The organism is Bradyrhizobium tunisiense, assembly GCF_042263385.1.
Lineage (GTDB): Bacteria > Pseudomonadota > Alphaproteobacteria > Rhizobiales > Xanthobacteraceae > Bradyrhizobium > Bradyrhizobium tunisiense.
This window is the reverse complement of sequence record NZ_JBHLEV010000007.1, coordinates 213519-237589: the sequence shown is the minus strand read 5'-3', so window position 1 is coordinate 237589 and position 24071 is coordinate 213519. Positions and strand designations below refer to the sequence as shown.

Here is a 24071-nt window from a genome sequence, read left to right as displayed (position 1 = left end):
TCCCCGATCATCGCAGTGCCGACCACACGATGAGGCCGAGGATCAGCGCCGTCAGCGAGTATTTGAGCGTGTAGTAGACGTTGCGATTCCATTCCTTGACCTTTCGGGTGGCGAGATGGATCTCGTAAAGCTTGCCGAACACCTTGTTGAGCACGCCGACATTCTCGCCGTCGACGTTCTGGGTCGCCGACGCCTTGACGATGTGGTGGCTGACCCAGCGATTGACCGCGGTCATGAAGCCGAACTTCATCGGACGCTCGACGTCGCAGAACAGGATGATGCGGTTGACGTCGGTCGCGTTCTCCGCGCTGTGGATGAAGGTCTCATCGAACATGAAGGCTTCGCCGTCGCGCCAGACGCATTCGACGCCGTCGACCAGAATGCGGCACTTGTTCGAGTTCGGCGTGACCAGGCCGAGATGGTAGCGCAGCGAGCCCGCGAACGGATCGCGGTGGGCCCCCAGCTTGCCGCCGGGCGGCAGCATCGCGAACATCGCGCCGTGCACGCTCGGGATCGACTTGAGCAGCTCCACCGTCTTCGGGCACAGCGTGTTCGCCGAGGGCAGGAAGTCGTCGTACCATTTCAGGTAAAATCGCTTCCAGCCGCTCTTGAAGAACGAGTAGAAGCCCCAATCGTTGTTCTTGGCTGCCGCGCGGATAAAACCTTCGTCGAACAGGCGCACGGCCTCGTCGCGGATGGTTTCCCAATTCTCGCTCAGCGGCCTCAGCTCCGGAAACTGCTCGACCGGGATCACCGGCTTGTTCGGGACCGCCGAGCCCGCATACATCAGCACGTTATAGGGCGCCAGATAGGTCGAGTGGTCGCCGAGCTGGCGCGCAAAGCGCAGCCTCTGCTTGCCGCGGAAGTGAACGTAAATGGTCGATGCGGCCAGGACATAAAGAATGACAAGTTGCGGCGCAATAAGCTGCTTCAACATCTCCCCGTTCCCCAGTGAACCCAGCCGGGGACGTCATCTACTCCGCACCGGCCCGAGCGGCAAGATATTCACCGCCAGGTTGAGGTTCACACCGGCGCGAGCACGGGAACGAAATGGAGGCCTAACGGGATGGGGACCGAGCCAGATCAGGCCCGGGACAACGCCTGGAGGCCCTTGAAAGTCAGGCGTTTGGGGTCGGTGACGCCGGCGAGATAGAGACGGCGGATGAAGGCGATGACGGCGTCGCGGTCACAATCGGTCAGGGCGACGACGGCGTCGACTGCGATTCTCTGGGCTTCCATTGGGCTTACCTCGGCCTTGCGAGTCACCCCGGCCGAGACAGGTTAGGACTCATCCCTTAATCCGGCGTTAACCGTCCGCCAGCTTGGCCGATTCAGTCCGGCGGCCGTATACGCAAAACGACGCATTGCCATCATGTTCGGTAACGACGGCGCGATCAGGAATACCGCATCACACCGTCGTCGATCCGGCCGAAGCGCAGGGTGACGATGTCGAGCGCGTAGTTCTGGTACAGCCGCCACGGCTGCTTCGAGCCCTGCTTCGGCATCCTGGCGACCGAGCGCTGCACATAGCCCGAAGTGAAATCGAGCGACGGCTGCGCGGTGATCTCGGGGTCGTCATTGTGCGGCATGCACTGGCGGAAATTGTGCCGGTCCATGTAATTGATGAGCCGGCAGACATATTCGCAGGTGAGATCGCATTTCAGCGTCCAGGACGCGTTGGTGTAGCCGAAGGCCGAGGCCATGTTCGGCACGTCGGCATACATCATGCCCTTGTAGGTCAGCGTGTTGGCGAAATCGACCGCGCGCCCGTCGACGGTAACTTCGAGGCCGCCGACGACCTGCAGGACCAGCCCCGTCGCAGTGACGATGATGTCCGCGGCAAGCTCACGGCCGTCCTTGAGACGGATGCCGTCGCGCGTAAACGTGTCGATCTCGCTGGTGACCACGGAAGCCCGCTGCTCGCGGATCGCCTTGAAGAGATCTCCGTCGGGCACGAGACACAGCCGCTGGTCCCAGGGATTGTAGCGCGGGGTGAAATGGGTCGCGACGTCGTAGTCGGGGCCGAGCGCCATGCGGACGCCTCCGAGGATCAGACCCTTCACCTTGTCCGGCCTGCGCCGGCTGAGCTGGAAGAAGAACATCCCCCACATCACATTGCGCCAGCGGATGACATGATAGGCAAGCCGCGTTGGCAGATTACGGCGCAATTTGTTGGCGAGGGGATCCTGCGCCGGACGCGATACGACATAGGTCGGCGAGCGCTGCAGCATGGTAACCTGCGCCGCCTTCTTGGCGAGCTCCGGCACCAGCGTCACCGCGGTCGCGCCCGAGCCGATCACGACGACGCGCTTCCCCGCATAGTCGATGTCCTCGGTCCACTTCTGCGGATGCACGATGCGGCCGGCGAAATCTGCCGTACCCTCGAACTCCGGCGTGTAGCCCGCCTCATATTTGTAATAGCCTGAGCACATGAACAGGAAATTGCAGGTGAAGCGCACGAGCTCGGTTGCGCCCTCGCCTGTCGTGCGCTCGGCCTCGATGGTCCAGCGCGCCTCGCTCGTCGACCAAGCCGCGCGCTTGACGCGATGGTGGAAGCGGATGTGCTTGTCGATGCCGTTCTCGCCGGCGGTCTCGCGCACATAGTTCAGGATCTGCGGCCCGTCGGCGATCGCCTTCGGATCGGTCCACGGCTTGAACGAATAGCCGAGCGTGAACATGTCGCTGTCGGAGCGGATGCCGGGATAGCGGAACAAGTCCCAGGTGCCACCGATGCAGTCGCGGCCCTCGAGGATGACGTAGCTCTTGGTCGGGCATTTGGTCTGAAGATGGTAACCAGCGCCGATGCCGGACAAGCCGGCACCGACGATCAGCACGTCGAAATGTTCTTTGCTTTCGGACATGGCGTCCTCCCGCCACACAGGATGGCAGCGCCGCACCAAATTGCAACCATCAGGATGCGGCAGCGACCACGGAAGCCGTATCGAAAAACTCGTGGTATTCGACTGCCTTGCCGTCCTTGAACTTCCAGAAATCCACCTTGGGCGTCTTCGCGACTTTCCCCGTCCGCTTGTTCGTCCAGGCACATTCCCCGCGCGCAACCACGGTATCACCCTGCGCGACATATTCGTTCATCGTAAAGTACTGCATGCTCCAGTCGGCCAGCAGGTCGGCGAAGTAGCTGCGGAGCTCGGCGCGGTCGTCGTAATGCTTGGCGAAGGGCATCGGCTCGGCTCCTCGCGGAACCGAATCGAACTTGATCTCCGGGCCGATGACGTTGTCGAACCAATAGTCGACGTTCAGACCCTTGCTGTCGTTCCACTCGCGATAGGCGTCCTTCAACAGCGCAACGTTTGCTTCGCTGGACATCGCATTCCCTCCATATGCATTCCTGACAATGAACGTGAGAAAAGCGGCCGCCCGCTTCGAAAGTGGCAGGCTTGTTTTGGCTCTACCTGCGAGCGTATCACAGGACCGGCCAAAAAAAAGGGCCCCGGATCGCTCCGGGGCCTTCGGGTCGCAATCGCTTTCGCATCAGTAGCGGTAGTGATCCGACTTGTAGGGGCCTTCCGGCTTCACGCCGATATAGTCGGCCTGGTCCTTACGCAGCTCGGTGAGCTTGACGCCGATCTTGGCGAGATGCAGGCGCGCGACCTTCTCGTCGAGCGTCTTCGGCAGCACGTAGACTTCCTTCTTGTACTTGCCGTCCTTGTTGTTGGCGAACAGCTCGATCTGCGCCAGCGTCTGGTTGGTGAAGGACGCCGACATCACGAAGGACGGATGACCCATCGCGTTGCCGAGGTTCACGAGACGGCCTTCCGACAGCATGATGATGCGGTGCTTGTCGGGGAATTCGATCTCGTCGACCTGCGGCTTGATGTTGGTCCACTTCAGATTGCGCAGAGACGCGATCTGGATCTCGTTGTCGAAGTGACCGATGTTGCAGACGATGGCGCGATCCTTCATCGCGCGCATGTGCTCGATGGTGATGATGTCCTTGTTGCCGGTGGCGGTGACGAAGATGTCGGCGCGGGGCGCGGCATCTTCCATGGTCACGACCTCGTAGCCTTCCATCGCGGCCTGCAGCGCGCAGATCGGATCGACTTCCGACACCATGACGCGGCAACCGGCCTGGCGCAGCGATGCGGCCGAGCCCTTGCCGACGTCGCCGAAGCCGGCGACCATCGCGACCTTGCCCGACAGCATCACGTCCGTGCCGCGGCGGATGCCGTCGACCAGCGATTCACGGCAGCCATAGAGGTTGTCGAATTTCGACTTGGTAACGCTGTCGTTGACGTTGATCGCCGGCCACAGCAGCGTTCCAGCCTTCTGCATGTCATAGAGACGATGCACCCCCGTGGTGGTCTCTTCGGAGACGCCCTTGATGCTCTCGGCGATCGCGGCGAAGTAGCCCTTCGGCTTTTCCTTGAGCTGCTTCTTCAGGAGCGCGAAGAAGACTTCCTCTTCCTCGGAGCCGGGCTTGTCGAGGAAGGCGGTGTCGCCCTTCTCGGCGCGTAGACCAAGATGGACATACATGGTGGCGTCACCACCGTCGTCGAGGATCATGTTCGGATGACCGCCGCCATGCCAGTCGAACAGCTTTGCGGTGTAGTCCCAGTACTCGGTCAGCGTCTCGCCCTTGACGGCGAACACCGGGATGCCGGCGGCCGCGATCGCGGCCGCCGCGTGGTCCTGCGTCGAATAAATGTTGCAGGAGACCCAGCGGATGTCGGCGCCGAGCGCCGCCAGCGTCTCGATCAGCACGCCGGTCTGAATCGTCATGTGCAGGGAGCCGGCGATGCGGGCGCCCTTCAGCGGCTGCTTCGGGCCATACTCTTCGCGGGTGGCCATCAGGCCCGGCATCTCGGTCTCGGCAAGCGAGAGCTCCTTGCGGCCGAAATCGGCGAGCGAAATGTCCTTGACGATGTAATCGGTGAAGCCGGGCTTCGCGTTCATAGGGGGTTCCTGTTTGTTTGGCTGGTCATTCCCGGGCGCTCGTGAAACGAGCGAACCCGGAATCCAGCAGTTCGAGATTCCGGGTTCGCCACTCTCGCGGCGCCCCGGAATGACGCAAGTGAATCAGAGCGCGCGCTTGAGCTGCTCGACGAGGTCGGTCTTCTCCCAGGAGAAGCCGCCCTCGTTGTCGGGCGTGCGGCCGAAATGGCCGTAGGCCGAGGTGCGCGCGTAGATCGGGCGATTGAGGTCGAGATGGCTGCGGATGCCGCGGGGCGTCAGATCCATCGCCTGCGCCGCCGCCTTCTCGAGCTGCTCCTCCGGCACCTTACCGGTGCCGTGGGTATCGATGTAGATCGACAGCGGACGCGCCACGCCGATGGCGTAGGCGAGCTGGAGCGTGCAGCGATCGGCAAGACCGGCGGCGACGATATTCTTGGCGACGTAGCGCGCCGCGTAAGCCGCCGAACGGTCGACCTTGGTCGGGTCCTTGCCGGAGAAAGCGCCGCCGCCATGCGGAGCCGCACCGCCATAGGTGTCGACGATGATCTTGCGGCCGGTCAGGCCGGAATCGCCGTCGGGACCGCCGATGTAGAACTTGCCGGTCGGGTTGATGTGCCAGATCGTCTTCGGGGTGATCCAGTCTTTCGGTAACGCCTCGCGCACATAGGGCTCGACGATGTCCCGGACCTGGTTCGACGTGAGGTCCGGAACCAGATGCTGATGCGAGACCACGATCTCGCGCACGCCGACCGGCTTGCCGTTCTCGTACTGCACGGTGACCTGGCTCTTGGAGTCCGGACCGAGCACCTTTTCCTTGCCGGAGTGACGGGCCTCGGAGATCAGGCGCAGGATCTTGTGGGCGTAGAAGATCGGCGCCGGCATCAGGTCGGGCGTCTCGTTGGTGGCGTAACCGAACATGATGCCCTGGTCGCCCGCGCCCTCTTCCTTGACCTCGCCCGGCTGCAGCGCATCGACGCCCTGGGCGATGTCGGCCGACTGCGGATGCAGCAGGATCTCGATGTCGCAGGTCTTCCAGTGGAAGCCCTCCTGCTCGTAGCCGATGTCCTTGATCGCGTCCCGGACGACGCCCTCGATCTGCTCGTTGGTCACCGACTTCGGACCGCGGGTCTCGCCGGCGATCACGACCTTGTTGGTGGTCGCGAGCGTCTCGCAGGCGGCGCGGATCTGCCAGGGGTCGATGCCGGCCTTGGGCCCTTCGCGGTAGAACAGATCGACGATCTCGTCGGAAATGCGGTCGCAGACCTTGTCCGGATGACCTTCGGACACGGACTCGCTGGTGAAGAGATAGGACGCGCGCATCAGTAACCCCTTGTTCCGCCGCTAACCCGGCGGGCGTTTGCGATGTTTACCTGTGGATGGTGTCAATCACGCCGGCGCGAGATGACGTAGGATTCGTCGAGAAACCAGAGCCCATTGTACTTTCGCAGCACGTCCCTGGCGGCGTCCAGAGTGCGGCCGTTTTGAGTCATTTCCGTCAACCGGTCGTCCTCAATCTGAGCGACATACACCGCCGCATTCCACGCTGCAAAGGCCGTCGAGGTTCCGATCGTCCCGGTCACCTCGTTGGGCAGCGCTTCCATATCATACCTGAAGATCGAGCGGTTATCCGCATAAGCATTAAAATTTAAGTCGCGGCCCACCGACCCGAGTTCATACTTAACGGCGCGCAATAGCTCATGACGGCTCACCGCGAAAGGATTTTCTCCCGGCCAGATCGCCTGGATCATTTCCATGCCCGGATCCTGGCCGTGGGAGTGAATTCCGATCAGCCGGCCGCCAGGTCGAAGCGCTCGGGCCAGCGGTGCTATGATCCGCTTGGCCCGGAAATTGACCGAGGACAGAGCCCGGTAGGGCTGGGACGCGATGACGAGGTCGAAATTGGCTTCGGTCTGGCCCGGCCGCGGAATGGTCGAATCCAGCAGGAACCTGTGGTCCTCGCGATACAGCACCAGAACCACGGGCCGTTCATACAACGGCATGGCGGTGCGCGGGCTGATCGCGGCGCGCCAGTTCTGCTCCAGAAACGGCCTCAGCTCCGCGATCTGCTGCTCGAACTCGCCGGATGAGGCGCCGCGCAGCGGAACCTCGTGCCAGACCGTTGCAGCCGCCGCCGCGGGCGATGCCGGCGTGAGCCAGGGCGCCTCCGAGTAGAACATGTTGGTGAAGACGAACACCGACGCCGGATGCTCGAAAATGCGATCCGGCACCTTGTCCAGCGTCAGGCGCAGGTCCTCGAGACTGAGCTCCTTGCCGGCGACGTAGAACGGCATGTGTGGAAAGCGCTGATGCGTTGCGCGCAGCACGCGCGCCAGCACCGTGCCATCGCCGACGCCGGCATCGAACAGACGCAGGGCCGGCGGACGCGGATGAATGGAGGCAAGCTCGAGTGCAACCCGATCCGCGACCACCCGCTTTTCGCTGCAGGTGTGGACGAACAGCAGGTATTTCTGGCGGTTCTCGAAGAAACGAAAATTGCCGCGCGGATCGCGCTTTTCCGGCGGCACCTGAAGCCCCCGCGGGGGTGGCACGCCGCCAGCCATCGATGCCGCCATATAGGCCTGGATTCGCTCCAGCGTGTCGATGGTGATGCGCTTGCCCTCGCGCAGACGATGCACCAGCTTCCCATCGTTCACGGCGCGCCGGCCGAAGGTCGATTCCGCCATGTCCGCCTTGCGGCAGAACTCCGTGATCTGGCTCAGGATTTCGTCGTTCTTCATGAAGTGGGCCGCAGTGGGCAGAAAGATTGGGACCTGCGTCCTAGCAAATTCTGCCCACTCAGGGAATAGTGGATCGGGCGCGTCCCGTGGTGATCCCCATCCGCCTCGGACGGCGCGACGGCGCCGACCAGGTTACGCTCGACCCCAGTTGCGCTCGACAACAGAGGCGCGACCTCGCCGCCGCCCTTTCGCGCCATATGCGGCGCGCCAGGTCTGGAGGTTCAGCAGATCATGACGGGGTGCGGGCTGGGGGTTGGTGTCGGCCACGACGAATAAGCCGATGCGTGGTCGATGCCGGGCGAGGTCAGTCTGGCCCGCGAAGTGAGATAACTTCCGTGCCCCGGACGCAGTGCAGCGCTTCTTCAGCGGTACGCTGCAGAGCTGGGCCCATATCCCCCAAGCGCAAGTGCAGCAGCAGGGGTCCCGGCTCTGCGCAGCAACGCAAAAGCGCTGCAGCGCGTCCGGGACACGAGCGAGGCTTAAGCCTAGCTGCGGCGCTCAGTTACCCCACACTTCCCTTGCGATCTCGACCGCAAGGCTCAGCTTGGCCCACTGCTCCTCCTCGGAGAGGATGTTGCCCTCTTCCGTCGAAGCAAAGCCGCATTGCGGGGAGAGTGCGAGCTGCTCCAAGGGCGCGAACTTGGCGGCTTCTTCCAGGCGGCGCTTGATGTCGTCCTTCTTCTCGAGCTCGCCGAACTTCGAGGTGATGACGCCGACCACGACGACCTTGTTGCCCTTGGGCAGGAAGCGCAACGGCTCGAAGCCGCCGGCACGGTCGCTGTCGTATTCGAGGAAATAGCCGTCGTAATTGGTGCCCGCGAGCATGGTCTCGGCGACCGGCTCGTAGCCGCCCGAGGAAATCCAGGTCGAGCGGAAATTGCCGCGGCAGACATGCGTCGTCACCACCATGTCGGCGGGCTTTTCGGCCAGCGCGTAGTTGATGATGCGGGCGTAGATCTGCTGGAGGCCGTCCGGATTGTCGCCGCGCTCGCGCGCTTTCTGCAGTTCTTCCTGCGAGCAGAGATAGGCCCACACGGTGTCGTCGAACTGGAGATAGCGGCAGCCGGCGTCGTAGAATGCCTTCACCGCCTTGCGATAGGTCTTGCCGAGATCCTCGTAGAATACGTCGAGATCGGGATAGACATCTTTGGAGATCGACTTGCGACCGCCGCGGAAGTGCAGCACCGCGGGCGACGGAATGGTCATCTTGGCGGTGACGTGGGCCTGGTCGGCGACCTTCTTCAGGAAGCGGAAGTGGTCCAGCATCGGGTGGTCGTCGGGAAAATCGAGCTTGTCGATCACTCGCACCGCGTCATGCCGGGTCTGTACGCCTGCGAACTGAATGCCGGCGTCCGGGTGAAACAGCTCGCAGCCGGTGAGCTTGGCCAGGAAGTCGAAATGCCACCAGGAGCGGCGGAATTCGCCGTCGGTCGCAAGCTTCAGGCCGACCGAGGCCTGCTTGTGCACGACCTTCTCGATCTCCAGGTCCTCGATCTTGCGCAGATCGTCCGCCGAGATCTCGCCCTTCTCGAGACGGCTGCGGGCTTCCTTGATCTTGGCCGGACGCAGGAGGCTGCCGACCTCGTCGGCGCGGAAGGGGGCTTTGGTTCGCTGCATTCGTTACTCCCGGATATTGTTCTAGTGGGCCGCCGCCCCTGCGACGCCGAGGTGGCGCTCCAGGACCGACGGATCGGCCTTCAACGCCGCACTCGGGGCGTCGTGGACGATCGTTCCGCGCTCCAATATCACAACACGGTCGGCGAGCCCCAAAATCTTTTGGGCGTTCTGCTCGACGATGATCGAGCAGATGCCGCCCGCCCGGGTGATGGTGCCGATCGCCTTGAGCAGCTCCTCGACGATGATGGGGGCAAGGCCCTCGGTCGGCTCGTCCAGCAGCAGCACTTTCGGGTTGAGGGTCAGCGCGCGGCCGATCGCCAGCATCTGCTGCTCGCCGCCGGAGAGCTGGTTGCCGAAATTGCTCCGCCGCTCCTTCAGTCGCGGGAACATCTCGTAGACCTTCTCGACGGTCCAGGGACCCGGCTGCGCCACGGCGGTCATGTTCTCCTCCACCGTGAGCGAGCGGAAGATGTTGCGCTCCTGCGGTACCCAGCCGATGCCCGCGCGCGCCCGCTGATCGGGCCGGAGCGAGGTGACGTCCACACCGGCGAGCGCGATGGTCCCTGCGAAACGGCGGGTGACGCCGACGATCGAATTGATCAGCGTGGTCTTGCCGGTGCCGTTGCGGCCGAGCAATGCCAGCACCTGTCCCTCGGCGAGGCGCAAGGACATGTTTGGCAGCACGACCGCCTCGCCATAGCCGGCCCGCAATGAATCGATCGCGAGCAGGTCAGACATTGACCGCCTCCTCGCCGAGATAGACCGCCTTGACCTGCGGATCGCGCGCGACCTGCTCGGGCGGGCCCTCGGTGAGCAGCGCGCCGGAGACCAGCACCGAGATGCGGTCGGCGAAGGAGAACACGAGGTCCATGTCGTGCTCGATCAAGAGCACCGTGACGCCGCGCGGCAGGCTGCCGACGACGGCAAGGATGTCGTGACGCTCGCTCTCGGGCACGCCGGCGGCGGGCTCGTCCAGCAGGAGCACGCGCGGCTTGGCGGCGATCGCGACGGCGATCTCGAGCAGGCGCTGCTTGCCATAAGGCAACGTCACGGTCTGCTCGTTCATGACGTCGAGCAAATGGAAGCGCGAGAGCAGATCGGCGATCTCACCGTTGACGTCGCTGCGCGTGCCCATCCGCCGCCACCAATCGCCGCCATGGCCTAGGCGCTCGGAGACGGCAAGGCCGATGGTCTCGAGCGGGGTCAGATCGGGATAGAGTTGGTTGATCTGGAAGGTGCGCGAGAGCCCGCGCAGCACCCGCTCGTGCACGGGCAGATCGGTGATGTCCTGGCCTTCGAGCAGGATGCGGCCCGAGTTCGGCTTGAGGACGCCGGTCAGCTGATTGATGACCGTGGTCTTGCCGGCACCGTTCGGGCCGATAAGCGCGTGGCGGGCGCCCTGCTCGATCTTCAAGGACAGATCGCGCGTGACGCGCAGGCCGCCGAACTGCTTTTCGAGATTTTGGGTTTCGAGCACGATGGTCATGCGTCGCTCTCCGGAACGGCGACGACGGCCTTGCGCCCGGCGATTTTCTTGATGATCAGATTGGGCACGTAGAGCGCCCAGCGATGCAGACGCTGGCGGCCGACCAGCACGATCACGACCAGCACGAGGCCGATCCAGAACTGCCAGTATTGCGGGGTGATGGTGGAGAACAATTCCTGCAGCATGCGGAACACCACTGCGCCGATCAGCCCGCCATAGAGATAGCCGGTGCCGCCGATGACGAGCACCAGCATCAGATCGGCCGAGCGCTCGAAGGCAAACACATCGAGCGAGGCGATCGCGGTGGTCTGCGTGAACAGCGCGCCGGCGATGCCGGCATAGAACGCCGCCAGCGTGTAGATCGCGATCAGGCGGCGGTTGACGGGGATGCCGATCGCGGCGGCCCGCAGCGGATTGTTCTTGATCGCGCGCAGCGACAGCCCAAATGGCGAATGCACCACGCGACGGGCGAACAGGAAGAGGAGGAACAGCACGGCCAGCGAATAGAAGAAGCCGGCCTTGCCGAACATATCGAACGGGATCTCGCCGAAGATCGGCTGCATCTCGATTCCCTGCAGGCCGTCAGTACCGCCGGTGATGTTGGAGAAGCGTTCGGCGAGCGCTTCCAGCAGCAGGGCGATGCCGAGCGTGACCATCAGGCGCGTCAGGTCGACGCCCCGGATCACCAGGAAGCTGGTGGCAAAGCCGAGCACCATCGCGGCGAGACCAGCGACGATCAATGCCAGCACGGGCTCCTTGACGATGCCGTGCAAGGCAAGCAGCCCCGCGGCATAGGCGCCGACGCCGAAGAACGCGGCATGGCCGAGCGAGACGATGCCGGCATAACCGAGGATGAGGTCCAGCGACATCGTGAACAGCGCCAGCCGCAGGATGTCGGTCATGATGAGGTAGCGGGAGGGAAACAGGAAACCGCAGGCCAGCACGACCAGCCAGAAGGCGATTTCGCCGTAGTGCCAGCGCGCCTGGCGCTGGGCGTGATAACCGACGTCGGAAGCAGCGCTCATCGGCGAACTCAACGCGCGGCGGTGCGGCCGAACAGGCCGTTCGGGCGCCAGATCAGGATCACGATCATCATGGTGTAGATCACGAAGGGGCCCATCTTAGGCACGTAATACTTTCCGGCGACGTCGCCGATGCCGAGCAGTAGCGAGGCCAGGAACGGACCTGTGATCGAGGAGGACCCGCCGACGGTGACCACGATCAGGAAGTAGATCATGAACTTCAGCGGGAAGTACGGATCGAGGCCCAGGATCTCGGCACTCAGCGCGCCGCCGAGGCCGGCGAGCCCGCATCCGAATGCGAATGTGAGGGCGAACACTTGCGGCACGTTGATGCCGAGGCCGCTGGCGGCGCGGGGGTCGTCAACTGCCGCGCGCAAGCGGCTGCCGAAGCGCGTCTTGGCCAGCACCATCTGGAGACCAATGGTCAGCAGGCCGCAGATCACGATGATCATCAACCGATAGCGGCCGATGCCTACGCCGAACAGGTCGAACTGGCCCTGGAGCGCGGCCGGCAAATTGATGAAGACGCGCGAGGAGCCTTGGATGTAGTCGACGGCCGCCACCGACATGAAGGTCAGGCCGATGGTGAACAGCACCTGGTCGAGATGGCTGCGGGCATAAAGGTGGCGATAGAGCGTGCGTTCGAGCGCGATCCCGATCGCGGCCGCGGAGAGGAAAGCGAGCGGCAGTGCTGCGAAGAACGGCCAGCCCATCCGGTTGACCAGCACCATGCAAACATAGCCGCCGGCCATGGCGAAGGCGCCGTGGGCGAGATTGACGAAGTTCATCAATCCGAGGGTGACCGCGAGCCCGCAAGCGAGCACGAACAGCAGCATGCCGTAGGCAACGCCATCGAACAGGTTGGTGAGGATTGCGGTCATCGTCTCAGCTTGGAGTTATTGTCATGGCCGGATTCGTCCCGGCCATCCACGTTCTTGTCTGGGCTTTGCGTGGATGCCCGGGACAAGCCCGGGCATGACGCAGAAAGTGGCTCGCGAGATCCGGGATGAGCGCTAAGCGCGCTCCGGGATGACGCGCTTTCGCGCATCACTTCTTGGTCTTGCCGAGATCCTTGACGGCTTCGAAGGTCGCGAACTCTACATTGTAGAGCTCGCCATCGACCTTCTCGACCTTGCGGATGTAGATGTTCTGCACGATGTCGCGGGTCTCGGGATCGATCGAGATCGGGCCGCGCGGGCTTTCCCACTTCTGCCCCTTCATGGCTTCGATCAGCTTGTCGCCGTTGGTGTCGCCGCCCGTCTTCTTCAGCGCCTCGTAGATCAGATGGATGCCATCATAGCCGCCCACCGCCATGAAACCCGGACGATTGCCGAACGCCTTCTTGTAGGCGGCGACGAAATCCTTGTTCATCTGCGAGGGATGCGCCGCGGAGTAGAGATGCGCGGTGACGGTGCCGAGGACGGCGTCGCCCATATTGTTGAGGAGATCGTCATCGGTGACGTCGCCGGGTCCGATCACCTTGATGCCGGCCTTGTCGAGGCCGCGCTCGGCATATTGCTTCATGAAGTTGCCGCCCTGACCGGCCGGCACGAACACGAAGATCGCATCGGGCTTGGCGTCCTTCATGCGCTGGAGGAACGGTGCGAAGTCGGGGTTCTGCAGCGGCACCTTGACCTCTTCGACCACCTCACCGCCGCCGGCGGTGAAATGCTGCTTGAAGAAGTTCAGCGCGTCATTGCCGGGCGCATAGTCGGAAGTCAGGGTCGCCACCTTCTTGATGCCGTTCTTGACGGCCCAGTCGCCGATGATGGTGGAGGACTGCGCCAGCGTGAAGCTGGTTCGCACGATATAGGGCGAGCGCTCGGTGATGATCGAGGTGCCGGCCGCCATGACGACTTCCGGGATCTTGGCCTGCGTCGCCAGCGGTGCGGCGGCGAGCGCGGCCGGCGTCACGCCGAAGCCGGCGATGAAGTTGACCTTGTCGTTGACGATCAGCTCCTGCGCGGCGGTCTTGGTCTTGTCCGGGATCGCAGCGTCGTCCTTGAGGATGATCTCGATCTTCTTGCCGGCGACGGTGTCGCCCTTCTGCTGCATGTAGAGTTTGATCGCGTTCTCGATCTGCTTGCCGGTCGAGGCCTGGCCGCCGGTCATCGGCAGGATCAGGCCGATCTTGACGCTGTCCTGGGCCTTCGCCGGCACGATCGCTGCAAGGCTCGCGATGGCCGCAACGGCAGCTGCCCAAGCAGCCTTGGAACGAGCAGCCTTGGAAGATGCCCTATGAGACGGTTGCTTGCGTTCGAACATCAGATGTCCCTCCCCTTCATTCCTGGCTCTTGTGCCCTGGACCGAGTGCCCGGCCCTTGTCTTAAACCTAGCCCGCTCGCGGACGACGCTCGCGCGCCACATGGGCGTCTTTCGCGCCTGCCTTGTCAATCGGACGTTTGGCGACCCTTCGGCGCAAGCCGGGCGTTCCAATGTCCCATCGACCGGAAGTCGGTCGCTCGGGTTACCTCGGATAACTCGAGCAACTCGATCACCAGGGCTTTCATTTGTACGAATGTACAAAGAAAATGGACTTGTCAACGAAAACCCCTGCCGGCGACCAAACCATGCTGCCGCGGGCCTCGCATCGCAGTCTAGAAGCGGCAGCGACCGCGTGGATGGAGGATTTCGTCTTTCCTTTGCAGAATTCGGACATCCGCGCGATTTGGCAGGCTACATTTCGGTAATAAAATACCTACCTCGAATAAGCCTATTTTACCTTGTTGAAGGCTACTCTTCCTCCGGCCGGCCCGAGCTGGCGTCCAATGACCGAACGCGTGCGCGCCCAGACAATGTCCGAATTTTTTCGGTCCAAGACTTTTCGTTCCGCCCTCATCCTCGTCGCGCTCGCCGCGGGGCTGTCCGGCTGCGGGACGGTCAACGAAAAACTCTCCGCCGGCATGGGCGACTACGTCCCGCAATGGGCCGGCGGCCTGCCGGCCGATGCCCCGCCGCGCGCGGGCACGCCGCAATACGACGCCTACATGCGGGAACGCGAACGCAAGCGGCTGCTGCCCGCTGCGGATCGCGAGAAGGAAGAGCAGGCCCAGAAGAGCGCGGCGGAGGCTACGTCGGCTGGCGCGGCGCGATAAAGGACGAATGGCGAACAGGGAGTAACGAATAGAGGGCCGCCCTGCTCCATTCGCTACTCGCCACTCCCTATTCGCTACCACTAATCCACGAACACCACGGTCTTGCGGCCGTTGAGGATGACGCGGTCGTCGAGATGGTAGCGGATCGCGCGGGCGAGCACGCGGCGTTCGATGTCGCGGCCCTTGCGGACCAGATCCTCGGGCGTATCGCGATGGCTGATGCGCTCGACGTCCTGGTCGATGATCGGGCCCTCGTCGAGGTCGCGCGTGACGTAATGCGCGGTGGCACCGATCAGCTTGACGCCACGCTCATGGGCCTGATGATAGGGCTTTGCGCCCTTGAAGCCCGGCAGGAAGGAGTGGTGGATGTTGATGCAGCGTCCCGAAAGCTTCGCCGACAGATCGTCCGACAGGATCTGCATGTAGCGGGCGAGCACGACGAGATCGGTCTTCGTGTTGCCGACGAGGTCCATGATCTGGCTCTCCTGCTCGTGCTTGGTGTCCTTGGTCACGGGCAAATGGTGGAACGGGATGCCGCCGAAATCGAGCCCGCCATAGACCTCGCGCGGGTGATTGGAGACGATCGCCGTCAGCGTCATCGGCAGCTCGCCGGTGCGCCAGCGATAGAGGATGTCGACCAGGCAGTGATCCGACTTCGACACCAGCAGCATCACCTTGCGATGCGCGGCGCGGTCGCGCATCTGCCAGTCCATGCCGAAGCGCTCCGCGATCGCCGCAAAGCCGGTCTGCAGCGCCGATAGTTCCACCGCGAGATCCGCCGCGGTGAACACCACCCGCATGAAGAACTTCTTGGTCTCGATGTCGTCGAACTGCTGGGCATCGAGGATGTTCTGTCCGTTATGTGCGAGGAACGTCGACACCGCCGACACGATGCCGGGACGATCCGGACAGGACAGGGTCAGGACATATTGATGATCGGGCATGTGATGAACGGCTTGGCTCTTGATGAAGGATTGGGCAGCGGAACTGTCCGCGATTTGCGCCTGCTCTAGCACCGACCCTGGCCTTGCGCCAATCCCGCACGCGGAGTCAGGATGAACGGACAATTGCGATTTTTGACCGGAGCACACCCATGGCCGACCGCTTGAACGGCACCCGCATCCTCATCCTGGAAACGCGCGAGGAGGCGCAGTTCTCAAAACTGCTGGCCGAGCAAGGCGCCGAGGTCGTGCAGTGCCCGATGTTCACCATTCACGACGCGCCAGACCCGGCGCCGATCGAGGCCTGGATCCGCCGCGCCATCGACAAGCCTCTTGACGACCTCGTGCTGATGACCGGCGAAGGCCTGCGGCGGATCATGAAGCTCGCGCGCGCCCGTGAGCTCGACGCCGCTCTCGTCGCGGCGCTCGCCAAGGCGCGGAAATTCACCCGCGGCCCGAAGCCCGGCAAGGCGTTGCGCGAGGTCGGGCTGGAAACGCAGCAGACCACGGAGAAACCGACCACCGAAGGCGTGATCGAGATGCTGGGCAAGCTCGACTTGAAGGGACGGCGCCTCGGCCTCCAGCTCTATCCGGACAAGGATCATGGCGAGCTGACCGGCGCGCTCTCGGCACAGGGTGCCGAGGTCGATATCGTGCTGCCCTATGTCTATGACTCCAAGGCAGCGGACGTCAACATCGTCGCCGCCATCGACGACATGGCGGAGGGACGGATCGATTGCATCGCGCTGACCAATCTCGGCCAGGTCCGCCGCCTGATCGAAGCGGCGAAGGCCGATGGCAGCGAGGCGAAGTTGCGCGCGGGGTTGGAGCGGACGCTGATTGCGTCGGTGGGACCGGCGGTATCCGGCGAGCTCGCCGGACATGGCTTGCGCACCGACATCGTGCCGGCGGAGGACGCTTATTTCATGCGACCACTCATCTCGGCGATGGCTGTAGCGCTCGCGGAGAAGCAGCCATCACGAGAGAGCTGAGAGTCCTACGCGCGCAAGACACGATACACGCTGGCGTTTCCTTCAACGCCGCGAAGAGGTGCATCAAATACTGCGATCGGATGCCCGGAGAGGAGATCACTCACTCCTGGCGCCGCATACAGCGCCTCCGAGATACAAATCTCGCCCGCGTCCGCCAGCGACTGCACACGCGCGGCAACATTCACGGTCTGACCGAAATAATCCAGATTGTCGTTCAGGGTGACGGCGATAGAGGGGCCGCAATGGGCTCCAATCTTCAGGATGATGCTTGGATCGCCATGCTCGGAGTTGTGGCGCTCAATTTCTCCCAGCATGTGGAGCGCCGCCGAAACCGCGTCCGTTGGACGAGAGAAGACAGCCATGACCGCGTCCCCAATCGTCTTGACGATCGCCCCGGAATGCTCCTGGATGGTCGCACCGAGCAGAGCAAAATGTTCGCGGACCAGCGCATAGGCATTGAGATCGCCGAGCCGTTCGTACATGGCGGTCGAACCTTTGAGATCCGTGAACAGCAAGGTCACCTGCCGGATACCCAGGCCCTCCCTTTCGTCCACGCGTTCTGACCGGAACAGGCGGCGAAACGTCTGTCTCGCAAGCAACATCCCTCCAGACATGTAGGGATCGAAATCAAGCGGCGGCTTGATCGCTTGAGCCAGAACTTCAGGCGGCCAATTGATCAGGAGCAAGGAGCCTCGCATCGCTCCGGAGTTCTCCGTCTCGACAATGACGGGACCGGGCGGTACGGCGGCCAGCGAAGACGAAAAGCGCTGCCCATCGTATCCAATTCGCAAGATTGTCGGCACGGTTGTCGGCTCGCCGGTCACCGCAACGACGAACGCAGCCTGGGTTTGAATGTTGACCCCCGCCAGAGCTCCGGGACCCAGCTCGCAGCGAATGGTCGTGACGCAGACTGGTGGTAAGAACGAAAGGCCGCGAACGAACGCATGCAAATGGTCGAGAAACCGGATTTGCTGGCCCGGTATCCGTGCGTCATTCAGAAATCGAAGCTTCCAATGGAAATCCTCGACCGAAAGGGAGGCGGGATCATGAAACGGAAGCCGCCGGAGCTGCGGCGACACCGTAAACGTGACCTCTATGAAGTCGTCGAGATCGGTTTCGCCAGAGACGTCGCACAAGCCGCAAACATAATGGGTCTTGAGCGTGCGCAAGGCGCCAAAGCTATCGAGCACCATGCCGGATTGCGGACAAACAACGTCCCAGCTCATGTCGAATAGTCCGCTTCTCGTCGCATAGAGAAACAGGTCTATGCTTTCCGGCTCTGCTATGGCACGGTCGCGCGCGAATGCCAGAGGATTGACGCGGTAGAGCGATAAATCGTCACCGCTCCTGATGAGCGCTTCGAATTTGGAGATCACGCGGGGGCTCCAGGATCGGGCCCGCTCGATCTCGGTCATCTTGCTTTCGAGGAGCCTTTCCTGAATCTCGGTCATTGTACGCCCGGGATCATTACCTTCGTCACGTGCAGGCGAGGTCGGGAAAACGACGGCTGCACCTCAAGCGCAAAGGCTCATGCCTGCTGCGGCCAAGGGCAACGCGCCAACCAGACGACGATGCCTAGCCTGCCACCTGCGAAGCAGCCGACATCAACTCCTGCGGGCTCGGCATCCCGAACATGCGCTGGCCGCCTTCGGGTACCTCAGTAAAGGTCCAGCGTACGACCCCTTCCCGATCGAGCAGGAACTGGCCGAACAACTGGCCCTGGCCGGTCGCTGCCATGCGCTGATCGGCTTCCATCATCTCGTAGCCATCCTTGTTGTTGAGCTGCTCGGCAGCTGCCATGCGATTCATCGGCCCGGGCAATTCTCCGGGAATGTCCACCTGCATGCTCATGATGACGTCCATGCCCACCTTGCTCGGCCACTCCGTCTCCTTCTCCGTGAACTCGAGATTGGGCAGGCCGAACGCGCGGTGCGAAACCCGCTCGGGATCGGACGCAGCGAGCAGGTTGGGCAATGGGTGATATCGGAAGTAGAGCCGCGCCCGATCGATCGGCGTATTGACGACGGTGAGACTTTCGACGCCCTTGTCGCGCAGGGCCGCGTCAAGCTGCGCCTGTGCCGCAATATGGCGGCGGCAGAACGGGCAATGCAGGCCCCGAAACAGGCCGACCAATATCGGACTTTGCCCGCGAAAATCATCGAGCGCGATTTTCCCGTCGCGCGTGATGGCGTCCAGCACGATGTTCGGTGCGCGATCACCCGGTTGCAGCGGTCCATCGACATGACGTTCTGACATGGTTGAACTCCTTCACATGACCTAGTCAAGAAATGGCAGTACAATCAGTCCGGCGGGATCAAGCCCGTGCCTGGTGCAGACGTCATCGGCCAGCGCGAAATACCGCTCGGCCTCGGGCAAATCACCGCGATCAAGGTTCAGCGTCGCGAGACCATCATAGCATGGAAAGAGCTGCTGCGGCTCGCCGGTTTCGCTGGCGACCTCGATGGCCTGATTGTAGCAGCGGGCAGCCTGATCGGGCCGGAAATGGCATTGATGGATTTGCCCGAGTACGATCAGGGGTACGGGGAGGTGCTCGCGCTGATCGAGCGCACGGTCGATCTCGATCGCCTTTTCGGCAGCCGGCACTCCCTCCTCGGCACATCTGTCCGTGAAGGTGCAACAGGCCACGGCATAATTGGCAAGAAGGCGGGCCTGGAAGCCGAGGTCGCCGATACGATGCGCGACATCGAGCCCGCGTCTGCAAACCTCCATCGCTCTCGCCGGATCGACGATCGTGTAGAGCACGCCAAGATTGGTGTAGCCGCGACACGCTACGTTGAGGAGGCCGGCGGCTTCGGCTGCCGCGACACTTTGCTCCACCTCGCGCACCGCCTCCTGGTGTTGCCCAAGCCGCGCCAGCGCAACCCCCTTGGTGTTGAGTGCCTCCGCAATGGCGCGCGCCGCCTCGCTCCCGACCTGCTCGTCCGCGTTCGCCGGCGCGGATCGCGCGAAGCCGAGCGCCTCGTCTGCCCACCTGGCGGCGGCGACGTGATCCCCCACACGAAACGCGAGACGGCCGCGCTCCTGCAGGAGATGCGCCCACTCGATCGGCGCATCTGTCCCGCCAAGCCGTTCGGCCGCCTCGGCATAATGTGTCTCGGCGCTGGTGCGCTTGCCGGCGTCCCACAACAGGTGGCCGAGCTTGCGAAGAATTCGCGCTTCGCCGATCCGGTCCCCGGCCGTGCGATGCTCCTCAAGGGCGCGTCGGTAGTGCTCCTCGGCCGTGCTTCGGCGGCCAGCCACGCGACAGAGATCCGCGATCCGCTCATAGAGGACCAGGCGTTCCGGGCTCCGTTCGCCGCCGGCGAGCAGCACGGCGAGAGACTGCTGATAGAAGCGGATGGCATCGTCGTTGGCATAGCTCGCGCGTGCGCGATCGCCGGCCGCGCGCAGATAGCGCGCGCCCTTCGGCTTGCTTGCGCTGAGACTGAAATGGTGTCCAAGCAGGACGAGATCTTCGAGCTGCTCGGGCTCGTTGCCATAGAGCCGCTCCAGCGCGGCGCCGATCCGTCCGTGGAGCTCGATCCGGCGCTGCAGAAGCAGGTTCTGATAGATCACGTCCTGAAGCATGGTCTGCGTGAAGCGGTAGGTCCGCAGCGAAATCGAGTTCGAGCCTGCGACCTCCTCCACGATCTCGGCGTCGCACAGAAGTTCGAGCCCCGGCTCGACCCTTGCCGGCTCGGTTGCCGCCGCACCGAGAACGGCCGCATCGAAGCGCGGGCCAATCACTGCGGCTTCCTGGGCCAGGCGCCTCACCTGATGCGGCAACCGATCCAGGCGCGCCAGCAACAGCGCCTGAATGCTCGCTGGAATATCGGCGGCGGCCTCATCCGCCTTCATCCGCCACTGCGCGCCGTCACGCACGAGGGTGCCGGCTTCGATGAGACCGCGGATGATCTCCTCGAGGAAAAGCGGATTGCCGCCGGCGCGCTCGAGGATACGGCTGAACAAATGTCCCGGCGGTTCACGCAGACTGTGACCGAAGTACGCCGCGATCAGCCTTTGTCCGTCAGTGTCGCCAAGCGGAGCCAGCCGAAGAGTGGCGTGACTGATCCGGCTCGAACCGAACTGATCCAGCTCCAGCATCGGCCGATGTGTGAACAGCAGCATCAGCCGCGACCGCTCCAGCCGGTCCATCAGGAACCGCAAAGCTTCGAGCGACACCGCATCGGCCCAATGCAGATCCTCGACGATGATCAGCAGCGGCGACAGCGCGAGCCGGCGTTCGAAGATGGTACGGATCGCGAAAAAGATCTGCCGACGGAGCTGTTCGGGCTCGACGTGCCTGAGCACGGCGTCGCGGTCGCCGTGGCCAAGAACGTGCAGATAGAGAGGCATCAGGCGGTCGGCCTCGTCAGTCGCGAGGCCAAGCTCCGACAGCGCTTCGGCAACCTTCGCCTCCGCCTCTGCGGCGCCGGCCTTCTGTGCGATGCCATAGGCGCTGCGCAGCACGGCGGCGAGTGTGCCATAGGATTGTTCGCCGAGCGGCGAGCAGACCGCCTGCCGGATCGCCACGCCTGCGAAGCGATCCTCCTCACCGATGCGGACGACGAATTCGCTCACCAAGCGTGTCTTCCCGATGCCGGCCTCGCCGACGAGCCGCACCAGCTGAGCCGCGCCGCCGCACGCGCGATCGAGGCTGCCGATCACGCGCGCGAGCTCAGCGTCGCGTCCGATCAGCGGCGCATCAATGCCCAGCGTGTCGAGGCCTCGTGCCGCACGGGGCGTATCGAGCGGTCCCTTCAGACGATGGACCAGAACGCTGCCCATCTTGCCCTTGAGCGAGACCTCGCCAAGCGAATCATAGGCGAACGCATGCCGCGTCAGACGGTAGGTCAACGGTCCGACCAGCACCTCGCCCGGAGGCGCCATCGACTGCAGCCGCTGGGCGGTATTCACGGTGTCGCCGGTCACCGAATAGGATTTGGCAACGCCCACGCCCAGCCCGCCCGCAACGACGTGTCCGGTGTTGATGCCGACATGGAGCAGCAGCGGCGAACCGGCATAGGCCTTCGCGCGCTCGCTAAGTCGCGCCGTCCGGATGATCATGTCGAGGGCAGCGCGGACTGCCCGCTCCGGGTCGTCCTCGTGCGCGGCTGGCGCACCAAACAGTGCGAGCAGCGCATCGCCGATGAATTTGTCCACAAAGCCGCCAAAGCTCTGCACCGCGGCCGTCAGCTCCGCGAACAATTCGTTCTGAAGCGTCTGCATGTCCTCGGGGTCGAGCCGCTCGCTCATCGCAGTGAAGCCGCTGAGGTCGGCAAACAGCACGGTGATGGTGCGGCGATTCGCTTCGCTATCGATTTTGTCCGACGGCCGTCGAAATGCGTGTTGGGCCTCGGGCGTGAGCACGAGCGGTGGCGAAGAGGAGCTCGACGGGACTGCCGTCGAGTCCGTCCGCACCGCTGCCTGCCCGCCGCCTTTGGGGGCCGCAGCGACGAGAGTGCCGCATTTCGGGCAATACGCGAAATCCGGTGCGCATGCAAAGCCGCAACCAGGGCACGCGCTCGGCTGCTTCGTGCCGCACTGCGGGCAGAAGGCAAAGCCGCTCTGAACCTCGAAACCGCAACCCGAGCAGTTCATGGCCCAAAACCTCGCGGGAGCCGCGATGGCGCTATCCGCTGAGCCCGACCTCATGGGCCCAGGATGCGGACCAGAATGGGCTCGACGGACCGGAAGAGCAAGCGGCGGCGACTGGTCCCCCCTTCGTAGCGGATCAGACGGCGAAGCAATGCTGCGGGTGCACTGGCGGATCGAAAGCCGGCCGCAGCGCGAAGTGATTCATGGCGCAGCGCAAATTGTCGGCAAGCATGGCGGCATGCCGTAGCGTCAATTGACACGCGCGTCACCGGTACTACGCTCACGAACAGAAGAACGAATAATAAGGGCAGGGAATCGCCGTGAAACCCGTCATCGCATCTTGAACACAGCCGCACGACCTTCCGCGCTCGCGCCATTCCGCATCCGCAACTATCGTTTCCAGTGGCCGTCCGACCTGCTCACCTCCTGGGCCTTCGAGGTCGAGACGCTGGTGCTCGGCTGGTACATCCTGGTCGAGACCGGCTCGGTGCTGCTGCTCACCGTGCTTGCCTCGCTCCAGTTCGTCGGGACATTGGTCGCGCCGGTGTTCGGCATGATCGGCGACCGCATGGGCCATCGCGATCTGCTGGTCGTGATGCGTCTGGCCTATACGGTGCTCTCGTCGACCATCATGGTTCTGGCGCTGACCGGACAGTTGTCGCCGCTGAGCGTCATGATCATCGTCGCGATCATGGGCCTGATCCGCCCTTCGGATCTGGGCGTCCGGGGCGCGCTGCTCGCCGAGATCATGCCGCCCGAGCAACTGGTGGGCGCCATCAGCGTTGCACGCACCACCCAGGACAGCGCCCGCATCGCCGGAGCGTTGACGGGCGCCGGGCTGTTCGCCGTCCTCGGCATCGGCCTCGTCTATGTCGCGATCGCCTGTCTCTACTTCTCGGCCGCGCTTCTCATGCTCTGCCTGACCCGGCCGAAGAGAATTATCACCACGACCGATCTTCCCGCCGACAGCCGCGCCATTTCGCGATTGTTCGGCGACCTCAAGGAGGGGATCGTCTACGCGTGGAACGGCCCGGGAATGCGCGCGGCGCTCTGCGTCGCTTTCCTTGCCAACCTCACCGCTTTTCCTTTCACCGGCGGATTGCTGCCCTATATCGCGCGAGAGATCTTTCAGACCGACCAGACCGGCCTCGGCTATCTCTCGGCGAGCTTCGCCGTCGGCTCGCTGATCGGCTCTATCACGCTCAGTCTCGTCAGCGGGCTGCGCATTGCCCGGCTTCTGATCGGCGCGACGCTGGCCTGGTACGCCATGCTACTGATCTTCGTCGAGGTCAGGACCATGCCGGTGGCGATGGCCTGCCTCGTTCTCGCCGGTATCGCGCAGAGCATGTCGATGATCTCGGCCGCCGTGATCCTGATGCGAACGGCGAGTGCCCATCTGCGCGGCCGCGTCATGGGTGTGCGCATGATGGTGATCTATGGCCTGCCGCTGGGGTTGCTCGCCGCCGGCAGCCTGATCGACATCATCGGCTATTCCGCGACCGGCTCGCTCTATGCCGCCGCGGGCTTCATCGCGATGCTGGCGATCGCGATCCGCTGGCGCGCTGATCTCTGGCCGACGCACGCCCCCGCCAATGCGCGCTAGAGTCTCGTTCCGATGAATCGGAACGAGATTCTGGATTCTCGTTCTGACGCGGTTTCTTGACGCGA

Annotated in this window: 20 protein-coding genes; 3 read left to right on the top strand and 17 right to left on the bottom strand. The window is 63.5% G+C overall.

Features of this window, described 5'->3' with window-relative positions; genetic code table 11:
• Positions 1 to 7 precede the first annotated feature (7 nt).
• The 13 genes from ACFDR6_RS27500 to ACFDR6_RS27440 all read right to left on the bottom strand — a co-directional run bounded on the left by ACFDR6_RS27500 (position 8) and on the right by ACFDR6_RS27440 (position 14042).
• Positions 8 to 937: an aspartyl/asparaginyl beta-hydroxylase domain-containing protein gene (locus ACFDR6_RS27500; protein ID WP_212091398.1), complete on the bottom strand. Its 930-nt coding sequence runs from the start codon at positions 935 to 937 to the stop codon at positions 8 to 10.
• A 146-nt stretch (positions 938 to 1083) separates the two neighbouring features.
• Entirely contained in the window at positions 1084 to 1239 is a 156-nt protein-coding gene (locus ACFDR6_RS27495) for a hypothetical protein (RefSeq protein ID WP_007612486.1), read from the bottom strand.
• 155 nt (positions 1240 to 1394) lie between these two features.
• Positions 1395 to 2861: a flavin-containing monooxygenase gene (locus tag ACFDR6_RS27490; protein WP_212091395.1), complete on the bottom strand. Its 1467-nt coding sequence runs from the start codon at positions 2859 to 2861 to the stop codon at positions 1395 to 1397.
• A 49-nt stretch (positions 2862 to 2910) separates the two neighbouring features.
• On the bottom strand, positions 2911 to 3327 hold the full coding sequence (locus ACFDR6_RS27485) for a nuclear transport factor 2 family protein (RefSeq protein ID WP_317243292.1): 417 nt from the start codon (positions 3325 to 3327) through the stop codon (positions 2911 to 2913).
• 165 nt (positions 3328 to 3492) lie between these two features.
• Positions 3493 to 4914 (bottom strand): adenosylhomocysteinase, encoded by a 1422-nt coding sequence (gene ahcY / locus ACFDR6_RS27480; protein ID WP_317243291.1) that lies wholly within the window; start codon positions 4912 to 4914, stop codon positions 3493 to 3495.
• A gap of 123 nt (positions 4915 to 5037) precedes the next feature.
• The gene (gene metK, locus ACFDR6_RS27475; RefSeq protein WP_212091385.1) at positions 5038 to 6234 is read right to left on the bottom strand and encodes a methionine adenosyltransferase; all 1197 of its coding nucleotides are present in this window, start codon (positions 6232 to 6234) and stop codon (positions 5038 to 5040) included.
• Between the two features lie 62 nt (positions 6235 to 6296).
• Positions 6297 to 7652 (bottom strand): hypothetical protein, encoded by a 1356-nt coding sequence (locus ACFDR6_RS27470; RefSeq protein WP_212091381.1) that lies wholly within the window; start codon positions 7650 to 7652, stop codon positions 6297 to 6299.
• Between the two features lie 498 nt (positions 7653 to 8150).
• Positions 8151 to 9269 carry a cobalamin-independent methionine synthase II family protein gene (locus ACFDR6_RS27465; protein WP_375860189.1) on the bottom strand — a complete coding sequence of 373 codons (1119 nt, stop codon included), beginning with the start codon at positions 9267 to 9269 and terminating at the stop codon, positions 8151 to 8153.
• Between the two features lie 21 nt (positions 9270 to 9290).
• Positions 9291 to 10007 (bottom strand): ABC transporter ATP-binding protein, encoded by a 717-nt coding sequence (locus ACFDR6_RS27460; protein ID WP_212091374.1) that lies wholly within the window; start codon positions 10005 to 10007, stop codon positions 9291 to 9293.
• Entirely contained in the window at positions 10000 to 10755 is a 756-nt protein-coding gene (locus ACFDR6_RS27455) for an ABC transporter ATP-binding protein (RefSeq protein WP_212091371.1), read from the bottom strand. Before ACFDR6_RS27455 ends, ACFDR6_RS27460 begins: the two co-directional genes overlap by 8 nt.
• Entirely contained in the window at positions 10752 to 11780 is a 1029-nt protein-coding gene (locus tag ACFDR6_RS27450) for a branched-chain amino acid ABC transporter permease (RefSeq protein ID WP_212091368.1), read from the bottom strand. The genes ACFDR6_RS27455 and ACFDR6_RS27450 overlap by 4 nt, the downstream gene beginning before the upstream one ends.
• Positions 11781 to 11788: 8 nt before the next feature.
• Positions 11789 to 12658 carry a branched-chain amino acid ABC transporter permease gene (locus tag ACFDR6_RS27445; RefSeq protein WP_375860188.1) on the bottom strand — a complete coding sequence of 290 codons (870 nt, stop codon included), beginning with the start codon at positions 12656 to 12658 and terminating at the stop codon, positions 11789 to 11791.
• 166 nt (positions 12659 to 12824) lie between these two features.
• Positions 12825 to 14042 carry an ABC transporter substrate-binding protein gene (locus tag ACFDR6_RS27440; protein ID WP_212091362.1) on the bottom strand — a complete coding sequence of 406 codons (1218 nt, stop codon included), beginning with the start codon at positions 14040 to 14042 and terminating at the stop codon, positions 12825 to 12827.
• A gap of 530 nt (positions 14043 to 14572) precedes the next feature.
• Between ACFDR6_RS27440 and ACFDR6_RS27435 the strand changes: the two genes are divergently transcribed.
• On the top strand, positions 14573 to 14872 hold the full coding sequence (locus tag ACFDR6_RS27435) for a hypothetical protein (protein WP_375860239.1): 300 nt from the start codon (positions 14573 to 14575) through the stop codon (positions 14870 to 14872).
• A gap of 80 nt (positions 14873 to 14952) precedes the next feature.
• Here ACFDR6_RS27435 and purU read toward each other — a convergent pair whose 3' ends face one another.
• Positions 14953 to 15816, bottom strand: coding sequence for a formyltetrahydrofolate deformylase (gene purU, locus ACFDR6_RS27430; protein WP_212091357.1), 864 nt, complete (start codon positions 15814 to 15816; stop codon positions 14953 to 14955).
• Positions 15817 to 15965: 149 nt separating this feature from the next.
• Here purU and ACFDR6_RS27425 point away from each other — a divergent pair, with 149 nt between their 5' ends.
• Positions 15966 to 16805: a uroporphyrinogen-III synthase gene (locus ACFDR6_RS27425; RefSeq protein ID WP_375860187.1), complete on the top strand. Its 840-nt coding sequence runs from the start codon at positions 15966 to 15968 to the stop codon at positions 16803 to 16805.
• Between the two features lie 5 nt (positions 16806 to 16810).
• On the opposite strand, the gene ACFDR6_RS27420 is transcribed toward ACFDR6_RS27425, so the two are convergent.
• The 3 genes from ACFDR6_RS27420 to ACFDR6_RS27410 form a co-directional block, all read right to left on the bottom strand.
• Positions 16811 to 18256, bottom strand: a complete 1446-nt coding sequence (locus tag ACFDR6_RS27420) for an adenylate/guanylate cyclase domain-containing protein (protein ID WP_375860186.1) — start codon at positions 18254 to 18256, stop codon at positions 16811 to 16813.
• A 124-nt stretch (positions 18257 to 18380) separates the two neighbouring features.
• Positions 18381 to 19061: a redoxin domain-containing protein gene (locus ACFDR6_RS27415; protein ID WP_212091348.1), complete on the bottom strand. Its 681-nt coding sequence runs from the start codon at positions 19059 to 19061 to the stop codon at positions 18381 to 18383.
• A 21-nt stretch (positions 19062 to 19082) separates the two neighbouring features.
• Positions 19083 to 22406: an adenylate/guanylate cyclase domain-containing protein gene (locus ACFDR6_RS27410; protein ID WP_375860185.1), complete on the bottom strand. Its 3324-nt coding sequence runs from the start codon at positions 22404 to 22406 to the stop codon at positions 19083 to 19085.
• A 337-nt stretch (positions 22407 to 22743) separates the two neighbouring features.
• On the opposite strand from ACFDR6_RS27410, the gene ACFDR6_RS27405 reads away from it, so the two are divergent.
• On the top strand, positions 22744 to 24006 hold the full coding sequence (locus tag ACFDR6_RS27405; protein ID WP_375860183.1) for an MFS transporter: 1263 nt from the start codon (positions 22744 to 22746) through the stop codon (positions 24004 to 24006).
• Positions 24007 to 24071 lie beyond the last annotated feature (65 nt).

Bases quoted from the DNA above. Each gene is read 5' to 3' on its own strand.
- ACFDR6_RS27500 (WP_212091398.1), bottom strand. From the start codon at position 937: ATGTTGAAGCAGCTTATTGCGCCGCAACTTGTCATTCTTTATGTCCTG.
- ACFDR6_RS27495 (WP_007612486.1), bottom strand. From the start codon at position 1,239: ATGGAAGCCCAGAGAATCGCAGTCGACGCCGTCGTCGCCCTGACCGAT.
- ACFDR6_RS27490 (WP_212091395.1), bottom strand. From the start codon at position 2,861: ATGTCCGAAAGCAAAGAACATTTCGACGTGCTGATCGTCGGTGCCGGC.
- ACFDR6_RS27485 (WP_317243292.1), bottom strand. From the start codon at position 3,327: ATGTCCAGCGAAGCAAACGTTGCGCTGTTGAAGGACGCCTATCGCGAG.
- ahcY (WP_317243291.1), bottom strand. From the start codon at position 4,914: ATGAACGCGAAGCCCGGCTTCACCGATTACATCGTCAAGGACATTTCG.
- metK (WP_212091385.1), bottom strand. From the start codon at position 6,234: ATGCGCGCGTCCTATCTCTTCACCAGCGAGTCCGTGTCCGAAGGTCAT.
- ACFDR6_RS27470 (WP_212091381.1), bottom strand. From the start codon at position 7,652: ATGAAGAACGACGAAATCCTGAGCCAGATCACGGAGTTCTGCCGCAAG.
- ACFDR6_RS27465 (WP_375860189.1), bottom strand. From the start codon at position 9,269: ATGCAGCGAACCAAAGCCCCCTTCCGCGCCGACGAGGTCGGCAGCCTC.
- ACFDR6_RS27460 (WP_212091374.1), bottom strand. From the start codon at position 10,007: ATGTCTGACCTGCTCGCGATCGATTCATTGCGGGCCGGCTATGGCGAG.
- ACFDR6_RS27455 (WP_212091371.1), bottom strand. From the start codon at position 10,755: ATGACCATCGTGCTCGAAACCCAAAATCTCGAAAAGCAGTTCGGCGGC.
- ACFDR6_RS27450 (WP_212091368.1), bottom strand. From the start codon at position 11,780: ATGAGCGCTGCTTCCGACGTCGGTTATCACGCCCAGCGCCAGGCGCGC.
- ACFDR6_RS27445 (WP_375860188.1), bottom strand. From the start codon at position 12,658: ATGACCGCAATCCTCACCAACCTGTTCGATGGCGTTGCCTACGGCATG.
- ACFDR6_RS27440 (WP_212091362.1), bottom strand. From the start codon at position 14,042: ATGTTCGAACGCAAGCAACCGTCTCATAGGGCATCTTCCAAGGCTGCT.
- ACFDR6_RS27435 (WP_375860239.1), top strand. From the start codon at position 14,573: ATGTCCGAATTTTTTCGGTCCAAGACTTTTCGTTCCGCCCTCATCCTC.
- purU (WP_212091357.1), bottom strand. From the start codon at position 15,816: ATGCCCGATCATCAATATGTCCTGACCCTGTCCTGTCCGGATCGTCCC.
- ACFDR6_RS27425 (WP_375860187.1), top strand. From the start codon at position 15,966: ATGGCCGACCGCTTGAACGGCACCCGCATCCTCATCCTGGAAACGCGC.
- ACFDR6_RS27420 (WP_375860186.1), bottom strand. From the start codon at position 18,256: ATGACCGAGATTCAGGAAAGGCTCCTCGAAAGCAAGATGACCGAGATC.
- ACFDR6_RS27415 (WP_212091348.1), bottom strand. From the start codon at position 19,061: ATGTCAGAACGTCATGTCGATGGACCGCTGCAACCGGGTGATCGCGCA.
- ACFDR6_RS27410 (WP_375860185.1), bottom strand. From the start codon at position 22,406: ATGAACTGCTCGGGTTGCGGTTTCGAGGTTCAGAGCGGCTTTGCCTTC.